This window comes from Beduini massiliensis (genome assembly GCF_000829905.1).
GTDB lineage: Bacteria > Bacillota_I > Bacilli_A > Erysipelotrichales > Coprobacillaceae > Beduini > Beduini massiliensis.
This window is the reverse complement of sequence record NZ_CDPP01000005.1, coordinates 317308-334036: the sequence shown is the minus strand read 5'-3', so window position 1 is coordinate 334036 and position 16729 is coordinate 317308. Positions and strand designations below refer to the sequence as shown.

Here is a 16729-nt window from a genome sequence, read left to right as displayed (position 1 = left end):
TTTTTAAAGGGAGAATAAATGAAAAAGAATGATTATTTTGAAGCCGAGTGTGTCGATTTAACACATGAGGGACAAGGTGTAGTAAAAGTAGAGGGGATTCCTTATTTTGTTAAAGGAATGCTGATCGGAGAAACCGGAAAACTTAAAGTGATTAAACAACTTAAAAATTATGGAATTGCCCGTTTGATTGAATTGAACTCTGTTTCTAAAGATCGAGTGAAGCCACGCTGTCCAGTTTATAAGCAATGTGGGGGCTGTCATCTTCAGCATCTATCGAAAGAAGCCCAGCAGCGTTTTAAACAAAAACGTGTACAAGATGTAATGCAGCGAATCGGAAAAGTAGACTGTGAGGTGGCGGAAACACTTGTTCAAGACGATCCCTGGTTTTATCGCAATAAAGTTCAAATGCCGATCGGTTTTGTCAATGGACAATTAGAAACAGGTTTTTACAAACAACATTCTAATGACATCATTCCAACGAAAGAATGTTTTATTCAAAACCATGCTTCAAACCGATTAGTCAATCGTGTAAAAGAATTAATGGTGGAATATAAAATCGAACCTTACGATAAACTAACAGGAAAAGGCATGGTACGTCATATTCTAACCAAATACGGATTTAAAACCGATCAGCTGATGCTCGTCTTGATTACTAACAAGGAACAGTTCAGATATAAACAGGTATTTATCGATGTGCTGACAAAAGAATTTCCTAATTTAAAAACGATTATTCAAAATATTAATATGCGCCGTGATAATGTTATTCTTGGTGAAAAAGAAAAGGTTTGGTTTGGCAAAGGATATATTCAAGATGTATTAAATGGATTAACCTTTAACATTTCGTCGAAATCGTTCTATCAAATCAATCCGCCGCAGGTTGAGATGCTTTATAATAAAGCGATTGAATTAGCGGATATTCAACCAACAGATACAGTGATTGATGCTTATTGTGGGATCGGAACTATTTCGCTATGCATGGCAAAAGCTACCAAAAAAGTCATCGGTGTTGAAATCGTTGAACAAGCGATTGCTGATGCAAAAAAGAATGCGGAAATCAATCATATCGATAATGTCGAGTTTTTGGTCGCCGATGCTGCTGAATACATGACAAAATTAGCGAGAGAAAATGTCCATATCGATGTTGTGATGGTTGACCCGCCAAGAAAAGGGTGTTCTACAACGTTTCTGGATGCCGTAGTTAAATTAGATCCACGTAAATTAGTCTATATTTCATGTGATCCTTCTACTCAGGCACGGGACATTGCTTATCTAAGTCAATTTGGATATCAAGTTATAGGACCTTGTCAGCCGGTAGATTTATTCGCACAAACTTATGGTATCGAAAATATTGTTCAGCTTGCAAAAAATAAAGTGAAATAAATGCTTGTATAAGAGAATGCACTTCAAAAGCTTAGTGTGAAAACTAACTTTTAAGGTGCATTTTTTGCGATTTAATTTTTAAATCAAAGCAGGTCTAAGTATTCCCAAGAGTTCAAGACCAAAGTGAATTTCTGATTTAATGAAGTCATGTAAACATTTTGAATCATTTCAATAGGTATAGTGTTGTCTTAGTTTTATGTTATCATCTCCAAGTTAGTTTATTGTCGATGTCACTCTATTAAATGATAATTCATTTCACAATATATTGACGTTTATCGATATGTATGTTATTCTTATATCGAAGAATATAGATATGAGGAGATAGATATGCAAATAGATTACGAAGAAGAAGCAAGATTGTTCAAAGCGTTTTGTGATCCTAACCGATTGCTCATTTTAGATATATTAAGGTCAGGAGAACACTGTGCATGTAAACTTCTTGAAATCATGGATTTAAGTCAATCCACTTTATCGCATCATATGAAAATACTGGCTGATGCGGGAATAGTAAATGTTAGAAAAGATGGGAAGTGGTCTCACTATTCTATTTCAAAAAAAGGGATAGAGAGGGCGGTGGACTGTTTAAAGCAATTAAATCCAACAGTAAGTAAAGAGTAATAAAACCGTCTTAAAGACGGTTAATATTATGGTAAATACATCGAAATATATCGATATAAGGAGGTACTATGAATTCGATTTGGTTATTTATTCAAGATCAAATTTTAGGAATGCACTGGCTGAATGCATGGATTGGACAGGTATTAAATGCAATCGGATTGCCGATTGAGGATAAGGCAGGCGGCATGCTGCAGTTTTTCATTTATGATACAATCAAGATTTTCATTCTTTTAGGTGTTTTGATTTTTATTATTTCTTATGTACAAAGTTATTTTCCGCCAGAACGAAGCAGAAAAATTCTCGGCAGATTTCATGGAATTGGGGCAAATCTATTAGGAGCCTTGTTAGGAACTGTCACTCCCTTTTGCAGTTGTTCATCGATTCCTTTATTTATGGGTTTTACAAGTGCCGGATTACCGTTAGGCGTTACTTTCTCATTTTTAATTTCATCACCGATGGTGGATCTTGGATCGTTGGTTTTATTGATGAGTATTTTTGGCTATAAGATAGCAGTGGCTTACGTTGTAGTAGGGCTTGTTATTGCTGTTTTAGGTGGAACATTGATTGAAAAAATGAAAATGGAAGATCAGGTCGCGGATTTTATTAAGCAAGCTAAAAATGTAGAAATAGATTCCGTGTCTCTCACAGTTAAAGAGAGATGTGAATTTGCTAAAAAGCAAGTAGTGGAAACCGTTAAGAAGGTCGCAGTTTATATTTTGGTAGGAGTGGGGATTGGTGCCGTTATTCATAATCTGATTCCGGAGCATTGGGTTCAATCATTATTAGGCGGACATAACGTCTTTGCTGTACCACTGGCAACCTTGGTAGGCACCCCAATGTATGCAGATATCTTTGGAACCATTCCGGTAGCTGAGAGTCTGCTTATAAAAGGAGCGGGATTAGGCACAATCTTAGCTTTCATGATGGCGGTGACAACTTTATCTTTACCGTCTATGATTATGTTGTCAAAAGCAGTAAAACGTAAGCTGATGGTCACTTTTATCGTAATTGTTGTGACAGGAATCGTAATTGTTGGTTATTTATTTAATATCTTTTCATTTTTATTGATATAAACAGGAGGAAGAGTAATGAAATTATTTAAGGGCAAGAAAACGAAAAATACATGTTGCAACAGAGCGCTTAATCAAGAGACGTTACAAAAAGCAACACTAAAACAGAGTACAGGATCAAGAATTAAAATTTTAGGATCGGGCTGTGCTAAATGTGTTGCTTTGGAAAAAAGAGTGATCGAGGGGTTGATGCAATTAGGGATACATGAGCGTGTTGATCACATTACAGATTTTGCTGAAATCGCAAGTTATGGTGTAATGACGACTCCGGCTCTGGTCATTGATGAAAAAATAGTTGTCTATGGCAAAGTGCCGACAAGTGATGAAATCCACGTATTACTTAAAAAAGCGGGGTATTAAGATGAAAAAGAAAATAGCGTTTGTTTGTGTTCATAATGCATGCCGCTCGCAAATCGCTGAAGCTTTAGGAAATAAATTCTTATCTGAAAAGTATGCATTTTATTCTTGTGGCACAAAAATAAAATCAGAAATCAATCCAGATGCTATCAGATTGATGAAAGAAATCTATGCTATTGATATGGAAAAGACACACTATTGTAAATTGATGGAGGAAATTCCCGATGCAGATATTATTATCTCTATGGGCTGTCAAGTTGAATGCCCCTATATAGGAAGAGAATTTGATGAGAATTGGCAGCTTGAAGACCCAACAGGGAAAGGCGATATAGTTTTCAGAGAAACGATCCGGAAAATAGAAGATAAAATAAAGTTACTACATTATTAACAGATTTGTCGAATGATAAAGAAACGTCGTTTTTAGGGCGTTCTTTTTTTGTTAGGATAATGGTATAATAAACTTGTAGAAAGAAGAAATTGCTGTAGTGTAAGAATAAAACAAAAGGAGATACGCTATGAAAATGCCTGACACAAATATTGATCCAATCTATTTTGCGCCTTGCGGCATGAACTGTTTAGTCTGTTATAAACATTGTTATCATAAGAAACCTTGTGATGGATGTTTGAAAAGCGATCAAGGAAAACCGGAACATTGCCGAAAATGCAGAATTAAAGATTGTACAAAAGCTAAGAAAATTACCTATTGCTTTGAATGTTCGGAGTTTCCGTGTATTCAAATTAAAAATCTTGAAAAAAGTTATAATAAACGTTATCATGCAAGCTTGATAAAAAACAGCTATGTCGTAAAAGAAAAAGGGCTTCGTGAATTTATGCGTTTACAAAAAAAGAAATATACGTGTCAATATTGCGGAGGGATTATTTCCCTGCATGATGCAGAATGCAGTGAGTGCCAAACTAAAACAATAATGGGTGAAGAATAAGAGGCTGTAGACATTAGCGTTAAATCATATTAAGAGTACAGCAGGATGTTAGGAAGATTTAAAATTGCGGCTTGACAATATATTGATAAACAACAACACTTCAACATAAAGACTGCCACTGCTTTTTAGTAAAAGAGAAAATATTCATTTGTATAATCCTATATTAGACATTAGGTCAACTGCTGATTATCAAACAGAAAAACAAGAGTGGAACATAAAAACTTAATCCCGGCTTAGACTAGGATTAAGTGTAATTATCAATAGATTATTAGAGTTATGTTTTTATAATTCAGCCATATAATCTGCCTGCTGATCCTGCCAATATTGACGGTCTTCCGCTGTGATTTGGCGGATAACCTTGCAAGGATTTCCGGCCGCAATGACCATGGGAGGAATACTTTTAGTCACGACCGAACCAGAACCGATAATGGTGCCCTCACCAATTGTTACACCGGGATTGATGGTCACACTGCCGGCAATCCACACATCATTTTCAATTGTAACCGGAAGTGCATATTCTAAACCGGATTTTCTGACATCTAAATCAATCGGGTGAGAGGCTGTATAAATGGATACTCTTGGACCGATCATCACATTGTGTCCTAAAGTAATTGTGTTTAAATCTAAAAAAATACAATCAAAATTAATGAAACAATTATCTCCAACTGAAATATTTGAACCGTGACTGCAATAAAAAGGAGCTTTAACATATATATGTTTACCGGCGGTACCAAATAATTCGCGAATGATCTGTTCACGTTTTTCATTTTCATCCGGCGCCGTCTGATTAAATAAATAGCTTAAACGACGCCCGTGACGTTTCATTTGGGCAATCTCTTCTCCCTCTGATTTATATAATTTTCCTGCTAATAATCGCTCTTTATTGTTTGCCATATATTTTCCTTTCTTTTGATGGATATTATAATTTTACATTATCTTTTCTTAGAATACTCATTTTGAAAGTGGTTTGTCAAGAGGAGGCAATTTTTAAGTGTTTAGATCGTGGATGCATTATGACTGTCTATTTTATTATATTAATATAGCTCGTTAACACTCCTACAATAAAAACTAAGAAAGGGTATGATTGATTCGCTAGAAAAGATTCAGTGGTAGGATTTAAAAATAGAAAAATATGAAATTACTGATACTTTTATGGGATGAAGATTTGGAAAAAGCTTAAAAAGCAGTGTGTATTACTCATTGAATAAATGCGGAAGGGAAGGTAGTGTTTTACATTATCTTTTTTTATTTATATAATGAAATAAAGGATAAAAGAGAAATGTTAAAAGGATTTGACAAGATGACTAATCGATTTGATAGTCATAAACAGATCCATATGTATATAATACAAGCAGAAAGGGGCGCTATTATGACGTTTGGGGATAAATTAATTGAATTGAGAAAAAGCAAAGGGTTATCGCAAGAAAAGGTTGCGGAGCAATTGTCAGTGACAAGACAGACGATTTCGAATTGGGAGACTAATCAGGCAATGCCGACTATTGATAAAGCAAAAGATCTTTCTAAATTGTTTCATATCAGTTTAGATGAGTTATTAGACAATGATGTTTCTTCAATCATAATGGATCGAATGAGCAATGTTGAAAAATTGGCAAGTATGCTTATAAAAATCATTAAGGGATTTGGTGTGGCATTAATCGTGTTGCTGATTATTTGTATTTTAACCATTATTTTTTCTTACACCAGTTTTAAAAATGCCAATAGTAAACTGATTCAACCTGATAAAGAAGAAATTGTTGATGTAGGAGGAATTTAATATGAAGGAAATCAAAAAATGGAGCATTTATCTTATTGGTCCGATTATCTGTTTTTATATATTGCCAATGCTCATTCGAGATACTGGATCGGCGATGTTTGTCTTATTGGGAGTTATCCCGGTTTTATGTTTCGTTAATGGTTTGTATTATGGGTTAAAAGAAAACAAAGTGCTCGTTTATTCGCTTCTTGTAGGTCTTTTGTTTTTGCCGACCATCTTTTTGTTTTATAATTCGTCAGCGACTGTCTATACTGTCATTTTCACCTTTTTATCTTTTCTAGGGGGGATGTCCGGGAAGGGAATCTTATGGCTGAAAAAATGAGTGAAAAAGAAAAGATGATCAGTGGGATGGAGTATTCACCTCTTGATCCACGGCTGATTTTTGAGAGAGATAAGACCAGCCGAATTTTAAAACGCTATAATCAAAGTACGTTTCATGAAATGAATATGCGTCACCGCTTATTGAAAAAACTGCTTCATACGAAGGGTAATTTTTGGATCAAGCCGCCATTTTACTGTGATTATGGCTATAATATTTATTTAGGCAAAGAGGTAATGCTGAATTATGGCTGTGTCTTGTTAGATGTCTGTCCTATTTCAATAGGGGATCATACATTGATTGGTCCTTATACACAAATTTATACGGCGTGTCACTCTTTAGATCCGCTCAAAAGAAAGCAGTCCATCGAATATGGAAAACCGGTTGTCATCGGACAAAATGTTTGGATCGGCGGCGGCTGTATTATTTTGCCTGGAGTGACGATCGGGGATAACAGTGTCATTGGTGCAGGAAGTGTTGTAACAAAAGATATCGAGGCAAATGTGATTGCGGTTGGTAACCCCTGTAAAGTAATAAAAAAGAACGAAGATAACTCGATTCGTTCTTATGAATAGGTTTTGCAAGTCTCAATGAAGGCTTGCATTTTTTTATCAATCGTTTTATTTTTATGGACACAGATTGAAAACTTTCTTTCTAAGATGATATTGCTGACGTTGATGATTTGCAGCATGCCTTGCTGTAATTCGTTTTCTACCAACTTCACCGGAACAAGGGCGATGCCATGATCATTTAATACTGCCTGTTTAACTGCCTCCCAACTGTGACATTGCCAAGTAGGGGTTAGGGTAAAGTTTTGATCCTTTAAACAACTTTCCAGCTGTTCGCGTGTACCGCTGCCTTCTTCACGGTCGATGAGATCTAAATTCTTTAAATCTTCCAAGGTGAAATGATTTCTTCCTTTTAATCCTTCGTAACGGGTGGAAGCAACAAAAATCAGCTGATCATTAATGACAGGTTCTACTAAAATATCAGGATGATCGATCATTCCTTCAATCAACGCAATATCTAGTTTATTATTTAAGATCATCTCTTCAATGATGTGACTGTTATCTACATAGACTTGCAGCTGTAAACCGGGATTATCCAGTTTTAATGTTTTAAGCATCGGGGCAAAAATTGTTCCGCCGATCGTCAAAGTTGCTCCGATACGCAGGGGAAATTGATTAATGTCAGAAAAAATATGATCAATTTCATCGAAAGATTCAAGAATTTGATTTGCTTTTTCAAGTAAAATGTTTCCTTCATCACTGATCAACAATGTTTTAGAATAACGTTCAAACAATTTAACCCCATAGAAGTTTTCAATTTCCTGAATTTTTTGAGAGATTGTCGGCTGCGAAATATAAAGTGCTTTTGCGGCTTTGGACATTGATTTTGTTTCGGCGACTGTCTTAAAGATAAATAAATGTCTTCGAGTTATCATAAATTCCTCCTGTGTTATTGAAAAAATCAATAGATGTTATTTGTTTTTGCTATTACTATAATAACACAGATAGTGATATAATTGTAAATGTAAATATGAATTTATGCTAGGAGGAAAAATAATGGGATATAAAGTCGTTTTTGAACAAGCGAATGCTATCTTGGCTGAGTTATCAAAAGAGTATGACATCTATGCGCCTAAGAGATTTAGTAAACAAGGAAGATATTCAGATACGGATATTATTCGTTATGACTTAATTAACAAAGTAGAGGATATCGTATTCGATGAAAAGTCGGATTACCCTGCCAAAGAAGTGATTACCCCAATCACTCAGTCACTATTCTATTTCACTGAAGATGAATATCGTGAAAGCAAAACCAAGAATAAACCAATTCTAATTTTTATGCGTCCTTGTGATATCAATGCGATGGAACATCAAAATCAGATTTATTTAAAAAACGGGGGCTTTGAAGATTTTTACTACAAACGTGTTCAAGACAGAGTGAAAATCGTTTTAATGGAATGTACTAGCGGTTGGGATACATGCTTTTGTGTCAGCATGAATGCCAATAAAAGTGAACATTACAGCTTAGCTGTACGTCATCAAGAAGGAGAATTGATGATTGAAGTGAAAGATGAAGCGTTTGCACCTTATTTTGCTGATGCACAAGAAGAACCATTTCATGTGGAATTCATTGAAAAGAATCAAATTGAAGTGACTATTCCAAAAATCAAGGATAAAGCTACATTAAATGCATTAAAAAAACATCCGATGTGGCAGGAATTCAATAAACGCTGTATTTCTTGTGGAGCATGTACGATTGCCTGTTCAACATGTACTTGCTTTACAACAACAGATATCATTTATAATGAAAATGCGAATGTAGGAGAAAGAAAAAGAACTTCTGCATCATGCCAAATCGAGGGATTTAGTGATATGGCTGGAGGACATTCTTTCCGTCCGACAACCGGAGATCGTATGCGTTATAAGATCTTACATAAATTCCATGATTATAAAGCACGTTTTAAAGATTATCATATGTGTGTAGGCTGCGGACGTTGTACATCAAGATGTCCGGAATGCATTTCTGTGACTGCAACAGTTAAAAAGATGGCAGATGCCATTGAAGAAATTGAAGCAAAAGGAGAGGAATAATGAATAATCCAGTTAAACCAGTACCTTGTAAAATTATTGATGTAAAAAAAGAAAGTGCTTTAGAATATACATTCAGAGTTGAAAGTGACATTAAACCGGATCATGGACAATTCTTACAATTATCTATTCCAAAAATCGGAGAAGCGCCTATTTCGGTGTCTGCTCATGGAGACGGATGGATGGACTTTACAATTCGTTCTGTTGGAAAAGTGACAGATGAAATTTTCAACAAGGGAGCAGGAGATACTTTATTCTTGCGTGGCCCTTACGGGAAAGGGTGGCCTTTAGAAAAAGAATTTAAAGGAAAACATCTAGTTGTGATTACCGGAGGAACCGGTTTGGCACCTGTCAGAAGTATGCTGAATACATGCTTTGAAAATGATGGATATGTCAAAAGTTTAAGCCTTATTTCAGGATTTAAAAATGAAGAAGGAATCATCTTTAAAGAAGAACTTAAAAAATGGAAAGAAAAATTTACAACTTATTATACATTAGATAAAGATCAAATAGATGGATGGAATGTCGGATTTGTAACAGATTTAGTAAAAGAAATTCCTTTTGATAGTTTTGATGGCAATTATGCAGTGGTTATCGTAGGACCGCCAATGATGATGAAATTCACTGCAGAAAAAGCAATGAGCTTAGGCGTGCCAACAGAAAAAATCTGGGTATCTTTCGAAAGAAAAATGTCTTGTGCGATTGGAAAATGCGGACATTGCCGTATCGATGAAACATATGTTTGTTTAGACGGACCGGTATTTAATTACACGACAGCGAAAGACTTATTGGATTAGGAGGACGAACGATGAATCACGATATTGATATAAAAAAATTAAGAATCAATTGTTTCAGACAATCAAAAGTACCCGGTGAATTCATGCTGCAAATGCGTGTTCCCGGATCAATGATCGAAGCAAAATATCTTCAGGTTGTTCAAGATATCGCCAGTAAATGGGGAAATGGGACTTTCCATATCGGGATGCGCCAGACTTTGAATATGCCGGGAATCAAATATGAAAATATTGAAGAAGTAAATAAATACATTCGTGGATATATCCATGATATTGAAATTGAAATGTGTGATGTAGATATGGAAGATACAGATGCCGGATATCCAACGATCGGGGCACGTAATATTATGAGCTGTATTGGAAATTCGCATTGTATCAAAGCAAATGCCAACACATATAAATTGGCAAGAAAAATTGAAAAAATCGTTTTCCCAAGCCATTATCATATTAAAGTGGCTGTCTCAGGATGTCCGAATGACTGTGGTAAAGGACACTTCAATGACTTTGGAATTATGGGTGTGGCAAAAATGGAATATCATCCAGAAAGATGCATCGGCTGCGGCGCGTGTGTCAAAGCCTGTGAACATCATGCAACACGTGTGTTGTCTTTAAATAAAGATGGTAAAGTGGATAAAGATACTTGCTGTTGTGTTGGATGTGGTGAGTGTACAATCGCTTGTCCGACAAGTGCATGGACACGTAAAGAAACAAAATTCTACCGTGTGACTTTAGGTGGACGTACCGGTAAACAATTCCCACGTATGGGGAAACTGTTTTTAAACTGGATCACAGAAGATGCTTTATTGCAGGTATTTGGGAACTGGCATAAGTTCTCCGCTTGGGTAATGGATAATAAGCCTGAATATATTCATGGCGGACATTTAATTGATATCTCAGGATATGCCAAATTCAAAGAAATCATCTTAGATGGTGTAGAATTAAATCCAGAATGTTTAGTAGCTGAAGAATTATATTGGACAGAAAGTGAACAGCGCGCAAATATTCACTTGAAACCAATCGAACAACATAAAAAAGCAGGACCACAAAATTAAAACCACGATCTTCGTGGTTTTTTATCGGTTATGCAATTAGCGGTCATTGGTGTAAGTCATAAACAACTCTCTTTAGAAGAACGAGGGGTGTTTAGCTTTACAGATACTAAACAATTAGAATTTTCAGGCTTACTGCTTAATGAAGGGATTGAACAGTGTGTTATTTTATCTACTTGCAATCGCAGCGAAGTCTATGTCATGTACGAACAAAATATTGATTTTTTAAAGTCACTTTATCTTACTTATTTTAATCAGCCACAATCACCCTGTTATTTTAAAAAGGGAGAAGATGCTTTGCGACATCTTTTAAAAGTAACGTGTGGTTTAGAATCGATGTTAGTGAGAGAGGATCAAATCTTAGGTCAGGTGAAGCGAGCCTTAGAATTTTCCAAAAGCATGCAGTTAGGCGGAAAAGAAATTTATTTTCTTTTTCAGGAAACGATAAATTTCGTTAAGAAAATAAAGACAAAATATGTTCAGCCCTCTTTGTCACTGACTCATTTAGCAATAACGGAATTGAGTGAACGCATAGAACTCAAGGATAAAAAGATTTTGATCTGTGGGGCAGGAGAAATTTCCCGATCTTTCGTTCCATATTTATATAAGGAGAATACGCTTATTTTTGCCAATCGTACAAAAGCAAACTTAAATGATCTTTTAGAAACGTTTCCCAATATCCAAATCATTCCTTTTGAAAATCGAAAAGAAATTTTATCAAACATTGATATTTTGATCAGTGCAACATCAAGTCCCCATATTATTTTTGAAGCAAAGGATTTAGATTCCTTTCCTATCTGCGCTGTGGATTTAGCTTTGCCTAAAGATATTGATAAAAAGACTGTCGTACCTTGTATTGATTTAGAAAGCCTCGAAGAACGAATTCATATAAACAATCAATTACGTACTCAAGATGAACAAAAAATATTAGATGCGATTGAAGATATGATCACCCATTTAAGCGATAAACTGGATAGTATTAAAAATGATTATATGATACAATCTTTACAGAAAAAAAGTTTGGAAGTAGCAGATCAAACCTATCAGCTTTTAGCTCGAAAGTTATCGCTCTCAAAGAAGGATGAATATGTTTTAGAAAAAACCTTGCGAGCGGCTTTTATGCAGGTGATGAAAGAACCGATTCATTTTATAAAAAACGGACAGATTGATGATATCGCTATTATCCATAAATTATTCGATATAAAAGAGGATATTAAATGAAAATAACAATTGGAAGCCGAGGGTCGGCATTGGCATTAAAACAGACGGAATTAGTGATCGAACAGTTAAAAACTGCTTATCCGGAATATGACTATGAAATTAAAGTCATTCATACAAAAGGCGATAAAATCTTGGATGTTGCATTGGATAAAATGAATGATAAAGGAATCTTTGTGAAAGAGATCGAAAAAGAATTGTTAGAGGGGACGATTGATCTGGCGGTACATAGCTTAAAAGATATGCCTAGTTCACAGCCCGATGGGTTAACCTATACGAAAACTTTGGCGGCAAGCGATCATCGCGACTGTTTGGTTTTAAAAACAGCGAATTCATTAGATGATTTAGCACATGGAGCAGTCATTGCAACGGGCAGTAAACGCCGACGTTATCAATTGAAACAACTGCGTCCGGATTTAAAATTTGTTGATATTCGCGGAAACATCAATACACGTCTGAAAAAACTTCAAGAACAGGAGATTGATGGGTTAGTACTGGCAAGTGCAGGACTATTGCGTTTGCAATTAGAAGATAAGATCAGTCAATATTTAGATGAAGCGATGATGGTACCTGCCTGTGGTCAGGGAATTCTGGCTATTCAGGTAAAAGAAAACAGTCCTTTGATTAAGATGATTAATGCGATTAGTGATGAAGCGGCAAACCAACGATTGAAGTGGGAACGTTTGTTTTTAAGTGAAGTCGATGGAAGCTGTCATATTCCTGTCGGGGGTTACGCTAACGTAGTGGGGGAAGACCTTCATTTTCTTGCTTTATTGGGAAATGAAGAAGGAACCGTTTTATTAAAAGAAGAGATTGTTTGCAAAGAGGCAGAAGCGGAAAGTAAAATTCGCGCTTTAGCAAAGCAAATGAAGGAGAAAATCTAATGGCAGGTAAAGTTTATTTGGTAGGGGGAGGACCGGGTGCCCTCGATCTCTACACAATCAAGGCAATGACATGCATTCAGGAAGCTGACTGCTTGATATATGACCGTTTGATTGATCCGCAGATTTTAACTTATACAAAAAAAGAATGTGAGTGTATCTATGTGGGAAAAGCGGCCAATCAACACACTTTACCCCAGGACCAAATTAATCAGCTTTTAGTTGAAAAAGCACAGCAATATCAAACTGTGGTCCGTTTAAAAGGTGGAGATGTCTATGTATTTGGTCGCGGCGGAGAAGAAGCCCTTGTTTTACATGAGAATGGGATTGGTTTTGAGGTTGTCCCCGGGCTTTCTTCTTCGATTGCCGGGTTATGCTATGCGGGGATTCCGATTACGCACCGGGGGCTTGCATCAGGTTTTGAAGTCGTCACAGCTCACCATAAAAACGATACTGAATATGAATGGAATTATAATGAATTTTTGAACGATCATAAAACCTATGTGTTTATGATGGGATTATCTGAATTAGAGCGAATTACAGAGGGGTTAATGCATGCCGGAAAAGCACCGACAACACCAATGGCTTTGATTTCCAATGCCACCTTGCCAAATCAAAAAGCTTGCTATGGTCAGTTAGATACAATCGTTGATTTATTTAAGCAAAGTGATCTGACTTCACCGATGCTGATCGTGATGGGAAAAACTATAGAACTTCATGACCGTTTGGATTTCTTTCATCAAGGCGTGCTGTCAAAAAAACGCGTTCTGGTGACAACGTTTTCTAAAGAAACGCAACAGTTATCCCAATATTTTAAATCAGAAGGGGCAGAAGTGACCCAAGTACAGGTCGGAGAGATTCGATTATTGGATTTTGATATTAATTTTAGCTGGGAGCATAAACTGATTGTATTTACCAGCCGTAATGGGATTCGGGGATTCTTTGGCGGACTGTATCAAAAAGGCATGGATTTACGTCAGTTGGCTTTAGTTAGGTTTGCTTGCATTGGACAAAAATGCGCTCAGGAACTTGCTACATATGGATTTATAAGTGATATCCTATGTGATCAGGCTAACAGCGAAGATTTTAATCCGCTATTAAAAGCAAAAATTAAAGAAGAAGAAACCATGTTAGTTGTCTGTGGCAAAGGAAGCTGTGCCATCGAAACGATTCATGAAGAGGATCAATATCTGATTGTTTATGAAAATAAAGAAACTGATTTAGAAATTTCAAATGAAATGTATGATATTGCTTGTTTCAGCAGTGCATCGGCAGTACAACGAACAGCTAAATTCAACATTCAGTTTAAAACTGCGGTATCAATAGGAAAAATGACAACGAAAGCTATACGCACATTGTATCCAATGGCACAAGTGATTGAAGCAGAGGCAGCGAGTTATGAAGGCATGATTGAAGCAGTAAAGGAGAATAAACATGTTTTATAGAGGAAGAAGACTAAGAGAAAATAAAACATCGAGAGCGCTGATGAGAGAGCATCATTTGCGCCTTGATCAATTGATTTACCCGATCTTTGTTGTTTCGGGTGAAAATATTAAAGAAGAAATTTCATCTTTGGAAGGGGTGTATCGCTACTCCGTGGATCGTTTACCTGAGATCGTTGAAGAAATGCAAAGCAATGGTCTTAATTCCTGTATCTTATTTGGGATACCGGAACATAAAGATGTTTTAGCGAGTGATGCGTATGATGATCAAGGAATTATCCAACAGGCGGTTCGTCAAATAAAACGCATTGCTCCCGATATGTTTGTAATTGGCGATGTATGTATGTGTGAATATACAGACCATGGACATTGTGGTATTTTAAATGAAGCAGGACAAGTCTTGAATGATGAAACATTGGCCTATTTAGCTAAAATCAGTGTCAGCTACGCAAAAAACGGTATGGATATGGTGGCTCCCAGTGCAATGATGGATGGGCAGATTCTCGCTATTCGCAATGCTTTGGACGAACATGGTTTCAAACATATTCCGATCATGGGATATAGTGCAAAATACGCTTCAAATTACTATGGACCGTTCAGAGAAGCGGCAAACAGTGCACCTTCTTTTGGCAATCGTGCCGGTTATCAGATGGACGTTGCCAATTCAAAAGAAGCAATGCGGGAAATTGCGGCTGATATTGAAGAAGGTGCGGATATTATTATGGTAAAGCCGGCACTTGCGTTTTTAGATGTTGTTAAAGAAGCACAGTTAACCTATGATATGCCTATTTGCGCTTATAATGTCAGCGGTGAATATGCAATGCTGAAATCCGCTGTTAAGCTAGGGCTGATGAAAGAAGACGTTATTGAAGAATCCTTGTTAGCGATCAAAAGAGCAGGAGCAGATATGATTATCACATATTTTGCTTTAGAATTAGCTAAAAAATGGAAGGGTGAACCACATGTCTAATCGTGAATTGTTTAACGAAGCCTGTCGGTATATTCCGGGAGGGGTCAATTCTCCTGTTCGTGCATTCAAATCTGTTGACGGTATTCCTGTTTTTGCCAAAAAGGGGAACGGCAGTCATTTGATTGATGAAGAAGAAAAAGAATATATTGATTATATTTGTTCATGGGGACCTTTGATCTTGGGACACGGGCATCCCATCATAAAAAAAGCAATCATAGAAGCTAGTGAATATGGCACAAGCTTTGGATTACCTACGCATTTAGAGGTGGAAATGGCTAAATTAGTTGTAGAAAGCTATCCGGGAATTGATCAGGTAAGAATGGTGAACTCCGGTACTGAAGCTACAATGAGTGCCTTACGTGTCGCTCGTGGATACACAAATCGAAATAAAATTATCAAATTTGAAGGAAATTATCATGGACATAGCGACGGTTTATTGGTTAAGGCAGGGTCGGGAGCATTAACCTTCAATATGCCGACGAGTCCGGGAATTCCCGAAGAAATCATTTCCCAGACGCTTGTTTGTACGTATAACGATCTTGCATCGGTGGAACAATGTATTGCTGAATATCCTCAAGACATTGCCGCGATTATCCTTGAACCCATTGCGGCTAATATGGGAATCGTACCGGCAAACGCAGAGTTTCTAAAAGGATTAAGAGAATTATGCAATCAACATCAGATTGTTTTAATTTTCGATGAAGTGATTACCGGGTTCAGAGTCTCTTATCATAGCTGTCCTGAATATTTAGGAATCATTCCGGATATGGTTTGTTTTGGAAAAATTATTGGCGGTGGATTGCCGGTAGGGGCTTATGGCGGAAGAAAAGAAATTATGGAAATGGTCTCACCAAGCGGCCCTGTTTATCAGGCGGGAACGTTATCAGGGAATCCGCTGGCAATGCGTGTCGGTCTTGCGCAATTAACGTATTTAAAAGATCATCCGGAAGTATATGAACATCTTGAAAATTCTGCCCGATATTTAGAAAATGGGATTCAAAAAATTCTAAACAAACTGAATTTACCTTATCAGCTGCATCGACAAAAAAGTCTGCTGACCTTATTTTTTACCTCTCAGCCGATTCAAGGATATGCCGATGTTCAAACATGTGATACTAAGATGTATGCCCTGTTTTTTAAAGAAATGTTATCTCAAGGAATTTTAATTGCACCTAGTCAATTCGAGGCATGGTTTTTGAGTGATGCCCATACTCAACAAGATTTAGATAAGACTTTAGATGCTGTTTACTCTGCTCTGGTAAAATGTCATGATTCCTTATCTGATTGATTTTAAAGATAAACAGATTGTTGTTGTTGGA

19 protein-coding genes are annotated in these 16729 nt (G+C 36.5%); 17 read left to right on the top strand and 2 right to left on the bottom strand.

Going from position 1 to position 16729, the window contains the following annotated elements:
- Window positions 1–18 precede the first annotated feature (18 nt).
- From rlmD to BN1225_RS08350, 6 genes are all read left to right on the top strand, one after another.
- Window positions 19–1380 (top strand): 23S rRNA (uracil(1939)-C(5))-methyltransferase RlmD, encoded by a 1362-nt coding sequence (gene rlmD / locus BN1225_RS08375; RefSeq protein WP_041139352.1) that lies wholly within the window; start codon window positions 19–21, stop codon window positions 1378–1380.
- A 327-nt stretch (window positions 1381–1707) separates the two neighbouring features.
- Window positions 1708–1998 (top strand): ArsR/SmtB family transcription factor, encoded by a 291-nt coding sequence (locus BN1225_RS08370; protein ID WP_041139351.1) that lies wholly within the window; start codon window positions 1708–1710, stop codon window positions 1996–1998.
- Window positions 1999–2066: 68 nt separating this feature from the next.
- Window positions 2067–3071 (top strand): permease, encoded by a 1005-nt coding sequence (locus BN1225_RS08365; RefSeq protein ID WP_041139350.1) that lies wholly within the window; start codon window positions 2067–2069, stop codon window positions 3069–3071.
- Window positions 3072–3086: 15 nt separating this feature from the next.
- Complete coding sequence (locus BN1225_RS08360) at window positions 3087–3428, top strand: thioredoxin family protein (protein WP_041139349.1); 342 nt, start codon at window positions 3087–3089, stop codon at window positions 3426–3428.
- Window position 3429: 1 nt separating this feature from the next.
- On the top strand, window positions 3430–3813 hold the full coding sequence (locus tag BN1225_RS08355; protein ID WP_041139348.1) for an arsenate reductase/protein-tyrosine-phosphatase family protein: 384 nt from the start codon (window positions 3430–3432) through the stop codon (window positions 3811–3813).
- Window positions 3814–3940: 127 nt separating this feature from the next.
- Window positions 3941–4366 carry a DUF3795 domain-containing protein gene (locus tag BN1225_RS08350; protein WP_041139347.1) on the top strand — a complete coding sequence of 142 codons (426 nt, stop codon included), beginning with the start codon at window positions 3941–3943 and terminating at the stop codon, window positions 4364–4366.
- 282 nt (window positions 4367–4648) lie between these two features.
- Here the strand turns inward: BN1225_RS08350 and BN1225_RS08345 are convergent, their stop codons facing one another.
- Complete coding sequence (locus tag BN1225_RS08345; protein WP_041139346.1) at window positions 4649–5260, bottom strand: sugar O-acetyltransferase; 612 nt, start codon at window positions 5258–5260, stop codon at window positions 4649–4651.
- A 442-nt stretch (window positions 5261–5702) separates the two neighbouring features.
- Between BN1225_RS08345 and BN1225_RS14115 the strand changes: the two genes are divergently transcribed.
- Genes BN1225_RS14115 through BN1225_RS08330 form a run of 3 tightly spaced genes read left to right on the top strand, consistent with a single transcriptional unit; the run spans window position 5703 to window position 7034 of the window.
- Entirely contained in the window at window positions 5703–6140 is a 438-nt protein-coding gene (locus BN1225_RS14115) for a helix-turn-helix transcriptional regulator (protein ID WP_242857705.1), read from the top strand.
- 1 nt (window position 6141) lies between these two features.
- Window positions 6142–6462: a hypothetical protein gene (locus BN1225_RS08335; RefSeq protein WP_041139345.1), complete on the top strand. Its 321-nt coding sequence runs from the start codon at window positions 6142–6144 to the stop codon at window positions 6460–6462.
- Window positions 6447–7034: a sugar O-acetyltransferase gene (locus BN1225_RS08330; RefSeq protein WP_242857704.1), complete on the top strand. Its 588-nt coding sequence runs from the start codon at window positions 6447–6449 to the stop codon at window positions 7032–7034. Before BN1225_RS08335 ends, BN1225_RS08330 begins: the two co-directional genes overlap by 16 nt.
- Here BN1225_RS08330 and BN1225_RS08325 read toward each other — a convergent pair.
- A complete protein-coding gene (locus tag BN1225_RS08325; RefSeq protein WP_041139344.1) occupies window positions 7025–7903 on the bottom strand; it encodes a LysR family transcriptional regulator in 879 nt (292 codons plus the stop codon). The two genes, BN1225_RS08330 and BN1225_RS08325, sit on opposite strands and share 10 nt — an antisense overlap.
- A gap of 121 nt (window positions 7904–8024) precedes the next feature.
- Between BN1225_RS08325 and asrA the strand changes: the two genes are divergently transcribed.
- From asrA to hemL, 8 genes are read left to right on the top strand one after another with little or no spacing between them, the layout of a single operon-like run.
- Entirely contained in the window at window positions 8025–9059 is a 1035-nt protein-coding gene (gene asrA / locus BN1225_RS08320; protein ID WP_041139343.1) for an anaerobic sulfite reductase subunit AsrA, read from the top strand.
- Complete coding sequence (asrB, locus tag BN1225_RS08315; RefSeq protein WP_041139342.1) at window positions 9059–9853, top strand: anaerobic sulfite reductase subunit AsrB; 795 nt, start codon at window positions 9059–9061, stop codon at window positions 9851–9853. The genes asrA and asrB overlap by 1 nt, the downstream gene beginning before the upstream one ends.
- An 11-nt stretch (window positions 9854–9864) precedes the next feature.
- On the top strand, window positions 9865–10902 hold the full coding sequence (gene asrC / locus BN1225_RS08310) for a sulfite reductase subunit C (protein WP_041139341.1): 1038 nt from the start codon (window positions 9865–9867) through the stop codon (window positions 10900–10902).
- A 30-nt stretch (window positions 10903–10932) separates the two neighbouring features.
- Entirely contained in the window at window positions 10933–12120 is a 1188-nt protein-coding gene (locus BN1225_RS08305) for a glutamyl-tRNA reductase (RefSeq protein WP_041139340.1), read from the top strand.
- On the top strand, window positions 12117–13001 hold the full coding sequence (gene hemC / locus BN1225_RS08300) for a hydroxymethylbilane synthase (protein WP_041139339.1): 885 nt from the start codon (window positions 12117–12119) through the stop codon (window positions 12999–13001). The genes BN1225_RS08305 and hemC overlap by 4 nt, the downstream gene beginning before the upstream one ends.
- Entirely contained in the window at window positions 13001–14443 is a 1443-nt protein-coding gene (cobA, locus tag BN1225_RS08295; protein WP_041139338.1) for a uroporphyrinogen-III C-methyltransferase, read from the top strand. Before hemC ends, cobA begins: the two co-directional genes overlap by 1 nt.
- Window positions 14433–15410, top strand: a complete 978-nt coding sequence (gene hemB / locus BN1225_RS08290; RefSeq protein ID WP_041139337.1) for a porphobilinogen synthase — start codon at window positions 14433–14435, stop codon at window positions 15408–15410. Before cobA ends, hemB begins: the two co-directional genes overlap by 11 nt.
- Window positions 15403–16698 (top strand): glutamate-1-semialdehyde 2,1-aminomutase, encoded by a 1296-nt coding sequence (hemL, locus tag BN1225_RS08285; protein WP_082029319.1) that lies wholly within the window; start codon window positions 15403–15405, stop codon window positions 16696–16698. Before hemB ends, hemL begins: the two co-directional genes overlap by 8 nt.
- Window positions 16699–16729: the final 31 nt, after the last annotated feature.